General features: G+C 62.5%; 18 protein-coding genes and 2 pseudogenes. 11 read left to right on the forward strand and 9 right to left on the reverse strand.

What is annotated here, in order from left to right:
* Positions 1–90: 90 nt before the first annotated feature.
* On the reverse strand, positions 91–1,413 hold the full coding sequence (mnmE, locus tag NKK52_RS24840) for a tRNA uridine-5-carboxymethylaminomethyl(34) synthesis GTPase MnmE (RefSeq protein WP_023672115.1): 1,323 nt from the start codon (positions 1,411–1,413) through the stop codon (positions 91–93).
* 51 nt (positions 1,414–1,464) lie between these two features.
* Between mnmE and NKK52_RS32265 the strand changes: the two are divergent.
* Positions 1,465–1,607: pseudogene (locus tag NKK52_RS32265) on the forward strand (DUF255 domain-containing protein); the annotation flags it as partial.
* A gap of 277 nt (positions 1,608–1,884) precedes the next feature.
* On the opposite strand, the gene yddG reads toward NKK52_RS32265, so the two are convergent.
* The 4 genes from yddG to hemE all read right to left on the reverse strand — a co-directional run bounded on the left by yddG (position 1,885) and on the right by hemE (position 5,981).
* Positions 1,885–2,811: an aromatic amino acid exporter YddG gene (gene yddG / locus NKK52_RS24850; protein ID WP_023672114.1), complete on the reverse strand. Its 927-nt coding sequence runs from the start codon at positions 2,809–2,811 to the stop codon at positions 1,885–1,887.
* A 167-nt stretch (positions 2,812–2,978) separates the two neighbouring features.
* Positions 2,979–4,244 carry a transcription termination factor Rho gene (gene rho / locus NKK52_RS24855; protein WP_023672113.1) on the reverse strand — a complete coding sequence of 422 codons (1,266 nt, stop codon included), beginning with the start codon at positions 4,242–4,244 and terminating at the stop codon, positions 2,979–2,981.
* 163 nt (positions 4,245–4,407) lie between these two features.
* Positions 4,408–4,950, reverse strand: a complete 543-nt coding sequence (hemJ, locus tag NKK52_RS24860; RefSeq protein WP_023685042.1) for a protoporphyrinogen oxidase HemJ — start codon at positions 4,948–4,950, stop codon at positions 4,408–4,410.
* Complete coding sequence (gene hemE, locus NKK52_RS24865; RefSeq protein WP_023685041.1) at positions 4,950–5,981, reverse strand: uroporphyrinogen decarboxylase; 1,032 nt, start codon at positions 5,979–5,981, stop codon at positions 4,950–4,952. The genes hemJ and hemE overlap by 1 nt, the downstream gene beginning before the upstream one ends.
* Positions 5,982–6,264: 283 nt before the next feature.
* On the opposite strand from hemE, the gene NKK52_RS24870 reads away from it, so the two are divergent.
* The 6 genes and pseudogenes from NKK52_RS24870 (at position 6,265) to NKK52_RS24895 (ending at position 11,309) form a co-directional block, all read left to right on the forward strand.
* Positions 6,265–7,203, forward strand: a complete 939-nt coding sequence (locus NKK52_RS24870) for a pyruvate, water dikinase regulatory protein (protein ID WP_488505159.1) — start codon at positions 6,265–6,267, stop codon at positions 7,201–7,203.
* Positions 7,204–7,261: 58 nt separating this feature from the next.
* Complete coding sequence (locus NKK52_RS24875; protein ID WP_023685039.1) at positions 7,262–7,861, forward strand: Maf-like protein; 600 nt, start codon at positions 7,262–7,264, stop codon at positions 7,859–7,861.
* A complete protein-coding gene (locus tag NKK52_RS24880) occupies positions 7,854–8,681 on the forward strand; it encodes a shikimate dehydrogenase (RefSeq protein ID WP_023685038.1) in 828 nt (275 codons plus the stop codon). The genes NKK52_RS24875 and NKK52_RS24880 overlap by 8 nt, the downstream gene beginning before the upstream one ends.
* A gap of 27 nt (positions 8,682–8,708) precedes the next feature.
* Positions 8,709–9,293 (forward strand): dephospho-CoA kinase, encoded by a 585-nt coding sequence (coaE, locus tag NKK52_RS24885; RefSeq protein ID WP_023685037.1) that lies wholly within the window; start codon positions 8,709–8,711, stop codon positions 9,291–9,293.
* A 125-nt stretch (positions 9,294–9,418) separates the two neighbouring features.
* A complete protein-coding gene (gene dnaQ / locus NKK52_RS24890) occupies positions 9,419–10,123 on the forward strand; it encodes a DNA polymerase III subunit epsilon (RefSeq protein WP_023672106.1) in 705 nt (234 codons plus the stop codon).
* A gap of 212 nt (positions 10,124–10,335) precedes the next feature.
* Positions 10,336–11,309, forward strand: a pseudogene (locus NKK52_RS24895) (IS5 family transposase).
* Between the two features lie 247 nt (positions 11,310–11,556).
* Here the strand turns inward: NKK52_RS24895 and secB are convergent.
* Both secB and NKK52_RS24905 read right to left on the reverse strand, forming a co-directional pair.
* Positions 11,557–12,057 (reverse strand): protein-export chaperone SecB, encoded by a 501-nt coding sequence (gene secB / locus NKK52_RS24900; protein ID WP_023672105.1) that lies wholly within the window; start codon positions 12,055–12,057, stop codon positions 11,557–11,559.
* A gap of 142 nt (positions 12,058–12,199) precedes the next feature.
* A complete protein-coding gene (locus NKK52_RS24905) occupies positions 12,200–12,700 on the reverse strand; it encodes an FxsA family protein (RefSeq protein WP_023714414.1) in 501 nt (166 codons plus the stop codon).
* 196 nt (positions 12,701–12,896) lie between these two features.
* Between NKK52_RS24905 and NKK52_RS24910 the strand changes: the two genes are divergently transcribed.
* The 4 genes from NKK52_RS24910 to NKK52_RS24925 all read left to right on the forward strand — a co-directional run bounded on the left by NKK52_RS24910 (position 12,897) and on the right by NKK52_RS24925 (position 15,664).
* A complete protein-coding gene (locus NKK52_RS24910) occupies positions 12,897–13,601 on the forward strand; it encodes a Tim44/TimA family putative adaptor protein (RefSeq protein WP_023672103.1) in 705 nt (234 codons plus the stop codon).
* 79 nt (positions 13,602–13,680) lie between these two features.
* Positions 13,681–14,781, forward strand: coding sequence for a murein transglycosylase A (gene mltA, locus NKK52_RS24915; protein WP_023714415.1), 1,101 nt, complete (start codon positions 13,681–13,683; stop codon positions 14,779–14,781).
* Entirely contained in the window at positions 14,778–15,296 is a 519-nt protein-coding gene (locus tag NKK52_RS24920; RefSeq protein ID WP_023672101.1) for a Smr/MutS family protein, read from the forward strand. Before mltA ends, NKK52_RS24920 begins: the two co-directional genes overlap by 4 nt.
* The gene (locus NKK52_RS24925; RefSeq protein WP_023686054.1) at positions 15,296–15,664 is read left to right on the forward strand and encodes a helix-turn-helix domain-containing protein; all 369 of its coding nucleotides are present in this window, start codon (positions 15,296–15,298) and stop codon (positions 15,662–15,664) included. Before NKK52_RS24920 ends, NKK52_RS24925 begins: the two co-directional genes overlap by 1 nt.
* Positions 15,665–15,759: 95 nt before the next feature.
* Here NKK52_RS24925 and NKK52_RS24930 read toward each other — a convergent pair whose 3' ends face one another.
* Together NKK52_RS24930 and NKK52_RS24935 are read right to left on the reverse strand one after the other, a co-directional pair.
* Positions 15,760–15,966 carry a hypothetical protein gene (locus NKK52_RS24930; RefSeq protein WP_023672099.1) on the reverse strand — a complete coding sequence of 69 codons (207 nt, stop codon included), beginning with the start codon at positions 15,964–15,966 and terminating at the stop codon, positions 15,760–15,762.
* 336 nt (positions 15,967–16,302) lie between these two features.
* Entirely contained in the window at positions 16,303–16,920 is a 618-nt protein-coding gene (locus NKK52_RS24935) for a transglutaminase-like cysteine peptidase (RefSeq protein ID WP_023672098.1), read from the reverse strand.
* Positions 16,921–17,018 lie beyond the last annotated feature (98 nt).

A 17,018-nucleotide genomic window follows, 5' to 3' on the forward strand; every position in this document is an offset into this window, starting at 1 on the left:
CCAAACTCCTCATTTCACGTGAAACACGCACTAGGGCGGCCCCCCTGTGTTTCACGTGAGTCACTCACACGCCCCCCTGTTTCACGTGAGTCACTTTCCAATGCAAAACTGCGAAAAGATCACGTCCAGCAGGTCCTCGACATCCACCGCGCCGACAATCCGGCCAAGTCGGTCCGCCGCAAGACGCAGCTCCTCCGCCCGTAGCTCCTGGCCGCACTCTTGCCCCGACAAAGCCGAGATCAGAAAGCGCCTGGTCTCATTGAGCAGCTCCACATGCCGCAACCGAGACGGCAGGATGTCACCGGCATCGCCGATAGCAGCCGCGGCGCGCCTGCCGATCTCAGCCAGCAGTTCAGCCAAACCAGTGCCGTCCACCGTCGATATCAACGCATCATACGCCTCTGATCGCGGCGAACCTTTCAAGAGATCGACCTTGGTGCCGATTCTCAAAGCCGGGGCGTCAACAGGCATGTTGCCGATCGCAGTAGGGTCCGCCAGATCTTCCAGCAACAGCACCAGGTCAGCCGTGTGCGCCTTGGCCCGCGCCTTTTCGATACCGATCGCTTCGATCTTGCCGGGCGACTCGCGCAGGCCCGCGGTGTCGGTTACCCTGACCCGCACTCCGTGGAGATCCAGCACCACTTCGAGCAAGTCCCGCGTCGTGCCGGGCTCGTCGGTAACAATCGCCGCCTCACGCCTGGCCAGCGCGTTGAACAGGCTGGATTTGCCGGCGTTCGGTGCACCGAGGATGACAACCTCAAACCCGTCACGGATGATCTCGGCGGCATGGAAGCCATCGACATGCCGGCCGATCTCGCCCACCATTGCGCGCACATCGGACCAAACCGTGTCCGAAACCGAACCGGGCACGTCGTCTTCGTCGGCGAAGTCGATTTCCGCCTCGATCATCGCCCGTGCATGGATCAGCCGACGGCGCCAGCCAAGATAGAGTTCGCTTTGCACTCCTTCGGCATTCTGCACGGCAAAGCGCCGCTGCGCTTCGGTTTCGGCGTTGACCAGATCGGCCAACGCCTCCGTCTCGACCAGATCCAGCTTGCCGTTGAGAAGAGCCCGGCGCGTAAATTCACCAGGTTCCGCATGACGCACGCCGTCAAACCCGGCAATGATCTCCAGCATCTTGCTGGCGACGGCGCGGCCGCCATGGACGTGGAACTCGGCGACATCCTCGCCGGTAAAACTGTTCGGCCCCGGAAAAAACAGCACCAGGCCGTTGTCGATAAGCGACCCGTCCACTGTTCGGAGCTTGCGCAGGGTCGCAACCCGGTCCTTGATCATGCCGTCGGCAACCGTTTCGACAGCGAATCGAGTTCTTGGTCCGGAGATGCGGATGACAGCGATGCCGGCAGGCAGGCGGCCGCTGGACAGCGCAACAATCGAATCGCCTGAAATCATTTGCCCGTTCTCACCGGTCGCCTAGCTGTCCGGTCGACAATCCCACAGTATGCGGCCGTCATGAACCGGCTGTTCGTCAATATCAAGGTCGATCGCGAGGAGCGGCCGGACATTACCAAATCTGTATAGCCGCCTTGTCATCCATGTGCGAGCAGGCGGGTCCTAATTCCGACGCCAAGCAGTTCTGGGCGGGCCAGCAAGCCCTACGCAGGCCGCATCGTTAACGCTTGTGCCTGGCCCCGAGCCGTGAAGCTGGATCCTTCGCCCCCGACAGGCAAGCTTCGTTCCGGCTGCGAATCAGAATCCCGACCCGCGTCACGCCGATATTGTCGCCCCGATCGGAACGCATGCGAATCGATCGAACATTGGCCAGTGGCATCCGGCCGCCAACCGGCAGACCGGAGCTATGCACCGGCTATCCTGCCCGTGGCGCCGGATCCGTAGGAACCGAGCCGCTGTTGCGACGGCAGGTCAACCGGTGTTTCCGTCCAACGCCGAAGGAAGCGGCGTCGCATCAATGGATGGCGACCGCGGCCCGAACAGCAAATCCTTGGCCGCGACCACCGCTCCGACCGTGATCAGGATGCAAGCAACAGCCACCGACCAGTGAAACACACCAAAGCCTGCCAGCAGAAGCACGATGACCGAGAAGAGGGGCGCGGCATAGGAGAGGGCGCCGAGGATCATGATGTCCCCGTGCTTGCAGCCATAGTCCCAGGCGTAAAAGCCGGCGCCTAGCGGTATTACGCCCAAGATGACGATGGCGCTCCACTCCGTCGCCGTCTGTGCCCAGACGGTGGTCTCAAGGGTGAGGTGCAGCACCAAGGCGACCGCAGCCGTGATGAAGCAGTAACCGACGACCACATCGGTCGGCACCTTGCCAAAGCGGCGCGATAAAACCGAATAGCCGGCCCAGATGAAAGCGCAGAACAGCGAGATGACATGCCCCTTCATCACACCATTGGCCAGTCCGATCGTGCCGCCCTTGGTGATCACCACAATGGCGCCGGCAAGGCCGAGCATGACGCCGGCAATGTGATGGGCCCTCAGCTTTTCTCCAGGCAGGAAGGCGGCAAAGACGACGATCAGCAACGGCCAGAGATAGGCGATCAGGCTGACCTCGACCGGCGGCGCCGACTGGATGGCGAAGAAATAGGCGCAGTGGTAGATGCACAGCCCCGCTGTGCCGAGCGCCCAGACCTGCCACGGCTGGCGCAGCGACTTGATCGCCGCCGGACGGACAAGCCAGCTCGACGCGCCGACCAACCCGCCAAGCAGAAACGTCATCGCCGCCAGCTGAAAGGGCGGAATCGGTCCCGCCGCCGTCGAAAGCAGCGCCAGGAAGGACCATGTCAGGATGGCCGAGAAGCCGATCAGGGTCGGGATTGTTTTCTCCATGCGGCTTCCGATCTTCGAGACGCGATTACTCGCATGACGACAGCTGTGGAAATTGCCGCCCAAGGCCACGCCCTGTCGGAAATGCGACCTGTTTGCCCCCGCAATGAAAAACCCCGTCCCAGTTCCCGGAACGGGGCTTCAATGCGAAACGATGGCCGACGAGAAGCTTACGTGTTCATCGAATCGAAGAAATCGGCGTTGGTCTTGGTCTGCTTCAGCTTGTCGATCAGGAACTCGATCGCATCCGTGGTTCCCATCGGCGCCAGGATGCGGCGCAGGACGAAGATCTTCTGCAGATCCTGCTTGGAGACCAGCAGGTCTTCCTTGCGGGTGCCGGACTTCAAAATGTCCATGGCCGGGTAGATGCGCTTGTCGGCGACCTTGCGGTCGAGCTGGATTTCGCAGTTGCCGGTGCCCTTGAACTCTTCGAAGATGACTTCGTCCATGCGGCTGCCGGTGTCGATCAGCGCGGTGGCGATGATGGTCAGCGAGCCGCCTTCCTCGATGTTGCGGGCCGCGCCGAAGAAGCGCTTCGGCCGCTGCAGCGCGTTGGCGTCGACACCGCCGGTCAGCACCTTGCCGGAGGACGGCACAACGGTGTTGTAGGCACGGCCGAGGCGGGTGATCGAATCGAGCAGAATAACGACGTCGCGGCCATGCTCGACCAGGCGCTTGGCCTTTTCGATGACCATTTCGGCGACCTGGACGTGGCGCACCGCCGGTTCGTCAAAGGTCGAGGACACGACCTCGCCCTTCACCGAACGCTGCATGTCGGTCACTTCTTCTGGCCGTTCGTCGATCAGAAGTACGATCAGATAGCATTCCGGATGATTGGCCGTGATCGAGTGGGCGATATTCTGCATCAGCACCGTTTTACCGGTACGCGGCTGCGCGTTGATGAGCGCGCGCTGTCCCTTGCCGATCGGCGCCACCAGGTCGATCACCCGCGACGAGATGTCCTTGCCGGTCGGATTGTCGATCTCCATCTTCAGCCGCTTGGTCGGATAGAGCGGCGTCAGATTGTCGAAATGGATCTTGTGACGGATCTTTTCGGGATCGTCGAAATTGATCGTGTTGACCTTGAGAAGGGCGAAATAGCGCTCGCCCTCTTTTGGGCTGCGGATCGGCCCTTCGACGGTATCGCCGGTCTTCAAGGAGAAGCGGCGGATCTGCGAGGGCGAGATGTAGATATCGTCGGGACCCGGGAGATAATTGGCGTTGGCTGAGCGCAGGAAGCCGAAACCGTCCTGCAACAACTCGACCACACCATCGCCGATGATCTCGACGTCCTGGGCGGCCAGTTTCTTCAGGATGGCAAACATCAGTTCCTGCTTGCGCATGACGCTGGCGTTTTCCACTTCGAGCGATTCGGCATAGGCGATCAGCTCTGGCGGCTTCTTGTTCTTGAACTCTGCGAGTTTCATTTCTTGCATAGACGGACTCTGAATCTGCTTTGGGGAAAATATATCGGCTGGATGCGATAAATGCCGGGCGCGGCCGAAAGCAATCAAGGGCGGCGCATGACGGGAAGGAAGACCCGTCTTTTATCGTCGGTCGGGGGAAAGAGCAAGCTGCGTTTTGTCGACCGAAATGGGCCTAGAACGGCTTGACGACAACCAGGATGACGATGGCGATCATCAGCAATGTGGGGATCTCGTTGACGATTCGCCAGTGCCGCGCCGGTTTTTCATTGCGGTCCTCGGCGAATTTCCTGACAGCACCGGCCAGATAGCCATGCACGCCCGACAGCAACAGCACCAAGCCTATCTTGGCGTGCAGCCAGCCGCCGTGAAAGCCAAACACTTTCCAGGCAAGCCAAAGCCCGAACACCCAGGTGACGATCATCGCCGGATTGATGATGCCGCGCAGCAGACGCCGCTCCATCACCTTGAAGGTCTCCGATTGGACGGACCCCTTCTCTGCGTCGGCGTGGTAGACCAGCAATCGCGGCAGATAGAGCATGCCGGCCATCCAGGAGATGACGGCCAGGATATGGATTGCCTTCGCCCAGGGATAGAAACCCTCAGGCGCAAAGAAAAACAAAAGTGCGGTGAGAACAACCAGCACTCCGATGCCGATGGTCATGCGCATCATCGCCCCACGAGTGCTGTTGCCGCGCGTATTATCCGATTGAGCCATCAGCGTGTCGCGCTCCGCACCTGCTTCACCATCGCCTCGACATGTGCCACCGGCGTCTCCGGCGTGATGCCATGGCCGAGATTGAAGATCAGCGGTCCGTCGCCCAGCGCCTTGAGGATCGCATCGACGCCGTCCGACAGGGCTTTGCCGCCGGCCACGAGCCGCAAGGGATCGAGGTTGCCCTGGACCGCACCCGAGCGCTGCAGTTCGTTCGCCGCCGCCAGGGGTACGGTCCAGTCGATCCCCAGCCCCGTGACACCGGTCTTCTCACGATAGGTCTCGTAGCGGGCGCCGGCGCCCTTGGGAAAGCCTATGATCGGAACATCGGGATGAACCGCACGAACCTGCCTGACGATCTCCGCCACCGGCTGCACGCAGAACTGATCGAAAGACGCATCATCAAGCACGCCGGACCACGAATCGAAAATCTGCACCACGTCGGCACCGGCTTCGATCTGGCGGATCAAATAGGCCGCGGAGTGGTCGGCGAGCACTTTCAGGAGATGCTTGAAGGCCGTCGGTTCGCGATAGGCAAACAGCCGCGCCGGCGCTTGGTCGGGTGTGCCGTGGCCAGCGATCATGTAGGTCGCCACCGTCCACGGCGCGCCGCAGAAGCCGATCAGCGTGGTCTCGTCAGGCAATCTTGCACGCAGCCGGCGAACCGTCTCGTAGACGGGTTCGAGATTCACGTGAAACGTTTCGCCGTTGAGAGCCGAAATCTGAGCTGCAGTGATTGGCGTCAGCAGCGGCCCGCGGCCCTCCTCGAAGCGGACATCGCGCCCAAGCGCATGCGGCACGACCAGAATGTCCGAGAACAGGATCGAGGCATCGAAGCCGAAGCGCTCGATCGGCTGCAGCGTCACCTCGACGGCCAGATCAGGATTGTAGCAAAGATCGAGAAAGGACCCGGCGCGCTTTCTGGTCTCGCGGTACTCCGGCAAATAGCGCCCGGCCTGGCGCATCATCCAGAGCGGCGGCGGAAACACTGCCTCGCCTCTCAGCACGTCCAGCACGATGCGGTTCTCGGGCATTGAGCGCTCTCTTCCCTGCCTTCTCTATAATTAAATAGTCTATTTCTAGAATTTTCTGATTCTAAGAGTCTGTTGGTATCGGTGGTTGTCACCTGTCCCGCTTTGCCCTGGAAAAGGCCAGCCAGCATTTTGTCGCGTGTTTCTTCCGCGGGATTGTCAAAGAGTGTGGATGACCAGGATTCCATCACTGGAGTCAATGGTTTGACGTAGCCGCTGAAAAACCGCCTCTGTGGATGAAGCGCTGGCAAAAACGCCCGTCCCCAGATTTGTCCCCAACCGCACAGTGAAGCTGACAGCGCATCGAATTGTGGACAACTGGCCTTCTGATACAGTCGCCTCCAGCCGGTCGCCTTTGCGGCCCCGGTTTATCCACACAAGCCCACAGCCTGAGGCGCCCCCTGTGAACAAACCCCAGAGCTTCTTTCACCTGCACCTGATTTCCGACGCCACCGGCGAGACGCTGCTGGCGGCCGGCCGAGCCGCCTCGGCGCAATACAAGGATGCGCGCGCCATCGAGCATATCTATCCGCTCATCCGCACCGAAAAGCAGGTGGCGAAAGTCTTCGAGGACATAGAAGAGGAACCGGGCATCATCCTCTACACCGTCGTCGACCAGAAGCTGGCGCGCGGTATTGACGAGCGCTGCGCCGCCATGGGGCTGCCCTGCGTTTCGGTGCTGGAGCCGGTCCTCACCGTGTTCCAGTCCTATCTCGGCACGCCGGCCGGCCGCCGCGTCGGCGCCCAGCATGTGCTCGATGCCGATTATTTCCACCGTATCGACGCACTCAATTTTACGATGGAGCATGATGACGGGCAGCTGCCGCTCAACATGGACGACGCCGATGTCGTGCTGATCGGCATTTCCAGGACATCGAAGACGCCGACCAGCATCTATCTCGCCAACCGCGGCATCAAGACCGCCAACATCCCGATCGTGCTCGGCGTGCCGGTGCCCGAAAGCCTGGCCGCTGCTACCAAGCCGCTGATCGTCGGGCTAATCGCCACCGCCGAACGCATCTCGCATGTCCGGCAGAACCGCGTGCTCGGCAACAGCAGCACCTACGAAGCGACCGATTATGTCGACCGTGCCTCGATCGCCGAAGAGCTCGCCTATGCCCGCCAGATCTGCACCCGCCACAATTGGCCGATGATAGACGTCAGCCGCCGTTCGATCGAAGAGACCGCGGCAGCCATTGTTGCCCTGCGGGGGAAGAATAGATGATGGGATGGCAACGCGACCTCCTGCCCCAATCAACCACTATCGACCAGGCCCAGAACCCATGACCGAAAAAATCATCCTCGCCTCCGGCAGCCCGTTCCGCAAAGCAATGCTCATCAATGCCGGGCTCGGCATCGAAGCGGTGCCTGCCGATGTCGACGAGCGTGCGCTCGAGGCGCCGTTGCAGGACAGCGGTGTGTCGCCGGAAGATGTCGCCCTGATACTCGCCGAAGCCAAGGCGACCGAGGTCAGCGAACGCAGACCGGGCGCCCTGGTGCTCGGCTGCGACCAGACTTTGTCACTGGGAGATGAAGTGTTCCACAAGCCGGCCGACATGGAAGGCGCCCGCCGCCATCTGCTGGCGCTGTCGGGCAAGACGCATCAGCTGAACAGCGCCGCCGTGCTCTGCCGCAACGGCAAGGTGCTGTGGCGTCACGTCGGCATCGCCAGCCTTACCATGCGCAAGCTCGATCCGGCCTTCGTCGGCCGGCACCTGGCCCGCGTCGGCGCCAAGGCGTTGTCGAGCGTCGGCGCCTACCAGATCGAGGGCGAAGGCATCCAGCTGTTCGAAAAGATCGAAGGCGATTATTTCACCATTGTCGGCCTGCCGCTGTTACCGGTGCTGGCGGAATTGCGTGCGCTCGGAGCCATCGATGGTTGAGAAAAAAGCTTTCGTCACCGGCCATCCGATCGCGCATTCGCGCTCGCCGAAGATCCACGGCTATTGGCTGAACACATACGGCATCGACGGCAGCTATCATGCGATCGATGTCGCGCCGGCCGATTTTCCCGAGTTCCTCTCTTCCCTCCAGGCCAATGGCTATCAGGGCGGCAACGTCACCATTCCACACAAGGAAGTCGCCTTCGCCCGGGTCGAGCGCCGCGACGAGGCGGCGGAGATGATCGGCGCGGTCAACATGCTGTGGCTGGACGACGGCGTGCTGTGGGGCGGCAATTCGGACTGGATCGGCTTTGCCGGCAATCTCGACGAGCATGCCCGGGGCTGGGAGAGAAACGCTCCGGCCGTGGTGCTCGGCGCCGGTGGCGCGTCGCGCGCGGTCATCCACGCGCTTAAATCGCGCGGCATCAAAGATATCCGCATCGTCAACCGCACATTGGCGCGGGCGCAGGAACTCGCCGACCGCTTCGGGGCCGGCGTCTCGGCGCATGGCGCGGTCGGCGACTTGCTTGGCGATGCCGGCTTGCTGATCAACACGACGGCACTTGGCATGCATGGCGATGCGACGCTGGCCGCCGATCCGGCCGGCCTGCCAGCTCACGCCATTGTCGCAGACATCGTCTATGTGCCGCTGGAAACACCGCTGCTTGCCGCTGCCCGCGCGAGAAACTTGAAGACGGTCGACGGGCTCGGCATGCTGTTGCACCAGGCTGTGCCCGGTTTCGAACGCTGGTTCGGCAAGAAGCCGCAGGTCACGCCTGAGTTGCGACAGATGATCGTCGCCGACATCGTCGCCAAATGATGGGTCGCAAATGATGGGCGCAAAATGATGATCGTGCTTGGCCTCACCGGGTCGATCGGCATGGGCAAGTCGACGACGGCGAAAATGTTCGTCGGCGCCGGCGTGCCGGTGCATGACTCCGACGAGACCGTGCATCGCCTCTATGCCGGCAAGGCAGCACCTCTCGTCGAGGCGGCCTTTCCCGGCACCGTGATTGCCGGTTCGGTCGACCGCACCGAGTTGGCGCGCCGCGTGCTCGGCAACGCTGCTGCGCTGAAGACATTGGAGGCGATCGTCCATCCGCTGGTGCGGGCCGATGCCGATGCCTTTCTGGCAAGGCACCGCGCCGCCGCCGCGCCGCTCGTCGTGCTCGACATTCCGCTGCTGTTCGAAACCGGCGGCCGCAACCGTGTCGACAAGGTCGTCGTCGTCACCGCGCCGGCCAATATCCAGCGCGCCCGCGTGCTGGCGCGTCCTGATATGAGCGAGGAAAAGCTGGCGGCCATCCTGGCCAAGCAGGTGCCCGATGCCGAAAAACGCCGGCAGGCCGATTTCGTCATCGACACCGGTGAAGGCATGGACGCCGCCCGCAGCGCGGTCGGCGCGATCATTGCCGAGCTCTCAGGGCGCTGAGCTCGCCTGCTAACTCCTGGGGGATAAGTCGCGCCCATAAGGCTCCTGACGGCAGGCTGTCGGCATTGCCCATTGCCATTTTGTTGCGCTCCATGATTCTACTCCTCCAGGAGTGAGTTGATTCTATGCGTGAGATCATTTTCGATACCGAAACCACCGGACTCGACATGCGCGACGACCGCATCATCGAGCTTGGCGGCGTCGAGCTGGTCAACCGCTTCCCGACCGGCCGCACCTTCCACAAGTTCATCAATCCGCAGGGGCGCGCCGTCCATGTCGAGGCGCAAGCCGTGCACGGCATCAGCGCCGCCGACCTCGTCGGCAAGCCGACCTTTGCCGAAATCGCCGAGGAATGGCTCGCCTTCACCGACGGCGCCAAGCTCGTCGCCCACAACGCCAATTTCGACATCGGCTTCCTCAACACGGAATTCGGGCGGCTCGGCCAGCCGGCCATAGACACCGGGCGCGTCGTCGACACGCTGGCGCTGGCGCGGCGCAAGCATCCGATGGGCCCCAATTCGCTCGACGCGCTCTGCCGCCGCTACGGCATCGACAACGGCCACCGCACCAAGCACGGCGCGCTGCTCGATTCCGAGCTCCTGGCCGAGGTCTACATCGAACTCATCGGCGGCAAGCAGGCCGCACTTGTCCTCGACGCGGTCGTGGTGCAGCTCAACAGCAATGGCGACGTTGCCGACATCGACATCTCGATCGCCGCCAGGCCAATCGCCCTGCCGCCGCGCCTGACTGAGGGCGAGCGAGCGGCGCATGCGGGGCTGGTGGCGACGCTGGGTGAAAAGGCGCTGTGGCTGAAGGTGGCGGCGGGGTGAACGGATCGCGGAGGTAGCGTTCCGTCACACCCCTCTCTGGCCTGCCGGCCATCTCCCCCTCAAGGGGGGAGATCAGCAGCTTCGCCGCTCCAGCCCATTCCTGCAACGTCTAAAGTTGGCGAAGGTCGCGATGACGGCCAATCTCCCCCTTAGGGGGACTGTTGCAAAATTGGGTGGATGTGATTCCCTGTTTTTGAAACGGGGATTTTGCGATGACGACAAAGCCGAGCGGTCAGTTCAGTTTGTAGAGGCTCTGCTGCCGCAGGGTCTTGGTCGGCGCGGACGACTGGACCGGCTGTCGTCGCTGGTGAAGTGGTATCGCTTCGAGAATATCCTGGCGCGGCTGCGCTCGCCAACTGGGCCGGGGCGGCCTGCGTACAATTCGCTGGTGATGTTCAAGGCGCTTCTGCTGCAATCCTTGTATGGGCTGTCGGACAACGAACTGGAGGAGGCGCTCGCCGATCGGCTGTCGTTCCGCCGCTTCGTTGGACTGACGCTCGAGGAGACGGTGCCCGACCACACCACGCTCAACCGCTTTCGCAATCTTCTCGTGGAGGCCGGGCTTCTGGAGAAGCTGTTTGGCGAACTGGACCATCAACTGGACAAGGCCGGGCTGATCCTGCGGCGCGGCACGATGCTCGATGCCACGGTGATCGAGACGGCGGCGGCACGGCCGCCCAGTGGGGCCGCGCACGAAGCGGGCGATGCCGGCGATCCCGATGCCGGCTTTACACGCCGGCAGGGCAAGCCTGGCTCCTCCTACGGCTACAAGGCCCATGTCGGCGTCGACCAGGGTTCTGGTCTGATCCGCCGGGTGAGGACGACAGCAGCCAACGTCAACGACACGGTCGAGGCGGATCATCTGATCTGTGGCGACGAAGGCGCGGTGCTGGCGGATGCGGCCTATCACACCAAGGCGCGCGAGCTGTCGCTGAGGCAGCGCGGGATCAAGCCGCGGCTGATGCGGCGGGCCAACAAGCATCATCCGCGCCTGCCGGCGCGCCTGAAGCAGTTCAACCAACTGATCGCCCGGCAACGTTTTGCCGTCGAGACGACCTTCGCCACCTTAAAGAACCGCATGCGACTTTGCGCCATCCGCTATCGCGGTCTGGCCAAGGCGGCAGGACAGGTTCTCATCGCCGCCATGGCCTTCAACATGCGTCGCTGGGTGACGCTGGCGACCTGATCTAGGGTCGCACTGCGCCCGAAATTCGCCGAATACGCCAACTCCTACCCCATCTGGCCACAAACCAGCGCCGGAAACCACCTCGCATTGCCCTTGCCGTCTCTCTCCACGCCCAAAGCCTATAACGCAACGGGCCCTTAGGGGGAGATGCCTGGCAAGGCAGAGGGCGTGCTGTCCCGCCAGCATCTCAGTATATAAAAGCCCGGCACGAAGCCGGGCTTTCAACTCATGCGCGTGACGCTTGCCTTCAGCTCACCTTGACCTTCGATGCCGCCTGGTCCTCGGCCAGCTTCTGTTGGAACATCTGGGCAAAATCGATCGGGTCGAGCATCAACGGCGGGAAGCCGCCATTGCGGGTGGCTTCGGCGATGATCTGGCGGGCGAACGGGAACAAAAGCCGCGGGCATTCGATGAACAGGATCGGCAGCATGTGCTCCTGCGGGAAGCCGGCGATGGCGAAGACGCCGCCATAGACCAGTTCGACATTGAACAGCACTTCCTGGTCGAAGGACGCCTTGGCGTTCAAGGTCAGATTGACGTCGAACTGCTTGTCGGAGAGCGGGTTGGCATTGACATTGACATTGATCGCAATGCCTGGGGCCTTGTCGCGGCCGCGCAGCGAGTTCGGCGCGCCGGGGCTTTCGAAGGACAGGTCCTTCACATACTGGGCAAGCACGTTGAGCGACGGCTGCGCCGTTTCGCCGTTGCCGTTGGCGGCGCCGACCGGCGCGTCATCTTTGCTGGCCATGAGCCTTGTTCCTTTTGCCTGGACAGCAGCGCTGACCGAATTGAAATCGGGCGTTGGCTAGCATGGTCGGCATGACAAGACAAGGTTTGCCGCCTTCAGGCCGAAGGGGTCGATGTAGCCTCAGTCGTCCTCAAGGCGACGGTCAGTCGTCCTTCAGGCGGCGCCACGGCGAGTTATGGTCGGGACCGCGCTTGAAATCGTCCTCGCGCGAATAGTCGCCGTCGTCGAGGTCGATGACCTTGTCGCGCGACCTACCGCGAAAACCGCCGGCGGTGAAATCGGTCGCGACGACGATGCGGCCCTTGAGCCTGCGCCAGGCAAGGTCGCGCACCGGCGGCAGGAACAGCAGCAGGCCGATAATATCGGTAATGAAGCCGGGGATGATCAACAGGATGGCGGCGACCACGATCATGGCGCCATGCGCGAGCTGGCGGCTGGGGTCGCCGCCGCCGGCCATCTCGGCGCGGACCCGCGCCATGACACCAAAACCCTGGTGCCGGAGCAGAAGCACGCCGGCAATGCTTGAAGCCAGCACCAGGCCGACCGTGGCGAGCGCCCCGACCTCGCGGCCGACAATGACGAAACCGGCGATTTCCAGCAGCGGCAGCGCAAGCAGGAACAGAGGAAGGAAGGAAATGCGCAAGTCTTGACCGATCGTTTCCATGTTTGCCGGGCGGCGCATAATCGCCGCTGGCACTGAGGCCGTTAGATAGGTATGCCTGCCTTTGATTTGAATGATTGCGCCATGCGTTCTATATGCTTTGCATGTTTAACGCCATGCGACCGCCGCCCGATTGGCTGGCGGTCCCGGCCAGGTCAGGGATTGATTGGCGAAAGATATGGGATTCTTCGACTTCGGCACCATTTTCTTTCTAATTGCGGCGGTGGTGATCTTTTTCCAGCTGCGCAACGTGCTTGGCCGCCGCACGGGCAGCGAGCGCCCGCCCTTCGATCCGTACACGGCCAGCCGCACCGAGAAGGACGCGACCCAGAAGCCCGAAAATGTGGTTTCGCTGCCACGCAAGCGCATGCCGGGCGAGACGGCTGCCGAGACCTATGCGGCCATCGATGCCTTCGCAAAGCCCGACACCGACCTCAACAAGGGCCTGCGCGCGATCAAGGATAATGATCCCTCCTTCGACCCCAAAGTCTTCGTCGACGGCGCCAAGATGGCTTATGAGATGATCGTCATGGCCTATGCCGATGGCGACCGAAAAACGCTGAAGAACCTGTTGTCGCGCGAGGTTTTTGACGGCTTCGTTGCCGCGATTGGCGACCGCGAGGCGAAAGCCGAAAAGATCCAGTCCTCCTTCGTCGGCATCGACAAGGCCGACATCGTCTCGGCCGAGATGAAGGGCGGCGAGGCCCACATCACGCTGCGCATCGTGAGCGAACTGATTTCGGCGACCCGCGACAAGGCGGGTGCGGTCATCGATGGCGATCCCGAGACGGTGGCCGAGGTCAAGGATGTCTGGACCTTCGCCCGCGACACACGCTCGCGCGATCCGAACTGGAAGCTGGTCGCCACCGAGGAAGAAGACTGAGCCTATGCATGTCGCCCGATGCGGGCAGCTTTTTTGGGATAGCGACATGCAAGCAAACATGGGCAGTGGCGAGGCTGAGGTGTCGCTCTCGCCGCTTTTCGTGGAAAAGTCCTTCGATGATCTTCCCGGTTGGAATTCCGATGACCATCTGCCCGCTTTCGAAGCCTTCCGCCGTTCGGCCTTTCATGTCCTGAACAAGCCCTACCGCACCGGTTCGTTGGGCGTCCGGTTCGACGCGTTTGCCGGCGCCTATGACGAGGCGCGCACCGTTTCGCCGGCGAATCGGTCGGCGGCCAAGGGTTTTTTCGAGCGCCATTTCGCCCCAGTCCAGATTCGATCCGAAAACCCCGGCCTGGTCACCGGCTTCTACGAGCCGGAGGTCGAGGCCTCACCAGTGCGCACGGATGAATTCACGGTGCCGCTACTGGAGCGGCCGGCCGACCTCGTCGACATCGATGACGCCAACCGTCCTCGAGGGATGGACGACTATCTCGCCTTCGCCCGCGATACGCCGCAGGGCCTGGTGGAGTATTTCGACCGCAGTGAGATCGAGAGAGGCGCGCTGGCCGGCCAAGGCCTGGAAATCGCCTGGCTTGCCGACAAGGTCGACGTCTTCTTCATCCATGTGCAAGGTGCGGCCAGGCTGAAGATGACCGACGGCCGGCTTTGCCGCGTCACCTACGCCGCCAAATCCGGCCAACGTTTCAGCGGTCCGGGGAAGATTCTCGCCGAACTCGGCGAAATCCCACTGGAAAAAGTGACGATGCAGTCTATCCGCGCCTGGTTCAGGGCGCATCCGGATCGCGTCGACGAGATCCTCTGGCAGAACCGCTCCTACATCTTCTTTCGCGAAGCCGATGTCGACGATGCCGCATCCGGTCCAATCGCCGCCGCCAAGGTGCCGTTGACGCCCGGCCGTTCGCTCGCGGTCGACCGGCTGCTGCACACATTCGGTACCCCCTTCTACATCGACGCTCCGTCGCTGACCGCCTTCGACGGAAAACCGTTCCGGCGGCTGATGATTGCGCAGGACACCGGCTCGGCCATCATCGGAGCGGCGCGGGGCGATCTGTTCGCCGGCTCCGGCGATGCGGCCGGCGAGATCGCCGGCGTCGTTCGCAATGCGGCCGATTTCTATGCCTTGGTTCCAGGCGCTCTCGTTTCGGAATCGAATCGATGAGCAAGCGCCCCGATAAACTCAACGAAGACGATCGGGTGCTGTGGAACCTGGTGGCGCGCACCGCCCGACCGCTGAAGGGCCGGACCGCGGTCGAGATTCCCGACATCGTCGTAGACCCCAAGCCGGCACAGACGCCGGTCGCTGTCGGTCCGGTCCTCGCCGCCAAGCCGAAGGCGCAGCATGTATCGCACGCGCTGGACGAGCCGACATTGGACAAGCTGAAGAAGGGCCGGCTGCCGATCGAAGGCCGCGTCGATCTGCATGGCATGACCCAGGACGAGGCCTATTCGCTGCTGTTTTCGTTCCTGCACCGGGCCCATGCCGGCGGCATCCGCTATGTCCTCGTCATTACGGGAAAAGGGTCGTCGTCGGGCGGCGACGGCGTCTTGCGGCGCGCCGTGCCTGCCTGGCTGTCGACGCCTGCCTTCCGGCCGCTGGTCTCCAGCCACGATCACGCCGCCCGCAACCACGGCGGTTCGGGCGCGCTCTACGTTCGGCTCAGGCGAACCCGCTGATGACGCCGTTCGGCGAAAAACTGCGGGCGCTTCGAGCCGAGCGCGGCTTGCGCCAGAAGGACATGGCGCAGGCGATCGGAGTCAGCGCCGCCTATCTGTCGGCGCTGGAACATGGCCGCCGCGGCGCGCCGACCTGGACGCTGATCCAGAAGATCATCGGCTATTTCAACGTCATCTGGGACGATGCCGAAGAGCTGGCGCGTCTGGCCGAGGCCTCACATCCGCGGGTGAGACTCGATACGTCCGGCCTCAGTCCTGCCGCCACCGAGTTGGCCAATCTCCTGGCCGAGAACATCGAGAAGCTGAGCGAAGCCGAGCTTGCCCGCATCACCGCCTCGATCCGGGCCGCACTGGAGCGGCGTAAGTAGGGCGGCGCCAAGGCCACGAATGCTCATCAATAGCGCCGGCATTTCATCCTGAAGGCGATGCCCGCCGGCCGTTAGCCAGCGGGCATATAGCGAGATTACTTCGCGCCGGCCTGGCCGCCACGGCCGCCAGTGCTGTCATGATCGCCGCCGCGGCCGCCACCCAGGCAGTCCGAGGTGAGATCGCAACAGCGATTGCCCCACTGGTTGTTCTTGGCGCAGCCGGTCTGGTCGGCCATAGCGGATCCGGCCAGGGACGATACCGCGATGGCGGCGAGGAAAGCATTACGCAGGAAAGCAGTCATTTGAAGTCTCCATGGTTGGGTTTCTGTTTACGGCTGTGTGTCGCCGCTGGAGACGGTTTGGTTCACGCAGGTAGCGAAATTTTTTGAGGAGGCGTTTCGAGAGATAAGATTTCGAGGTCAGCGCTGCCCTCATCCGCCGCGCTGCGCCTATTTTGCAACGTTGACGATTGGCGAAATCACCGATGGCAGCATCTTTCTCCCCGTCACTATACGGGGAGAAATGCCCGGCAGGGCAATGAGGGGCAGCGCCGACTTGCGGTTATCTCGTGAAAGTTATTAGCCGCGGGCTTCCGACGAAGCTGTTCGCAGCGACGCGCTCACATGCATCGTCCTTATTTACTGAACCGCGCCGACCAGCACCTGCTGGCCGCCGCGGATCGAGACCCAGCGGCCGGTGTTGTCGATGGCCTGCCGCTTGAGGAAGCGATAGCCGGTGGCGTCCCAGATCTTCACCTTGTCGGTCAGATTGTCGAGGACGTAGTCGCCCTTGTCGGTGCGCACCGTCAGCACGGCATGGCCTTCGCCGTCCGGCTTGCGCACGACGGTGATCAAGAGATCGGCCAGCGACACGCCAGAGCGCGAGAGCTGGCGGCGCTTTTCCAGCACATAGTCTTCGCAGTCGCCGACGCCCTTGTCGGGATAGGCCCAGACCTCGTCCTTGCCATAGATGTCGTAGTCGCTCATCGGCTTGACGGCGGCGTTGACCCTTGACGTCACGTTGATCAGCTTGCGCATGAAGGCGTCGGTCATCGCGGCGGGGTTGAGGTTGCTCGGCCGGATCGAGCATTCGCCGGGCTGGGTTTTACAGAAATCATAGTGGCCGATCGGCTGCGAGGTCATGCCGCCCGTCGCCATGGCGCCGCCTGCAAGTGCCGGCACTGCCCAGCACGCAGAGATCGCCAGCCCTGCTGCCGCCCACAAGCGCAGCGTCCGTGCCATCGGTGAGGAAGTCATTGTCCCCGTTCGCCCTTGTTCTTAACGAAAGGTTAAAGGGGATTTACACTCCGTGTCAATTATCGGGGGAGCCAGATTCTTCGGCATGGTTACCCGCG

Origin of the sequence: Mesorhizobium sp. C277A (genome assembly GCF_040324395.1) — a bacterium.
Classification (GTDB): Bacteria; Pseudomonadota; Alphaproteobacteria; order Rhizobiales; family Rhizobiaceae; genus Mesorhizobium.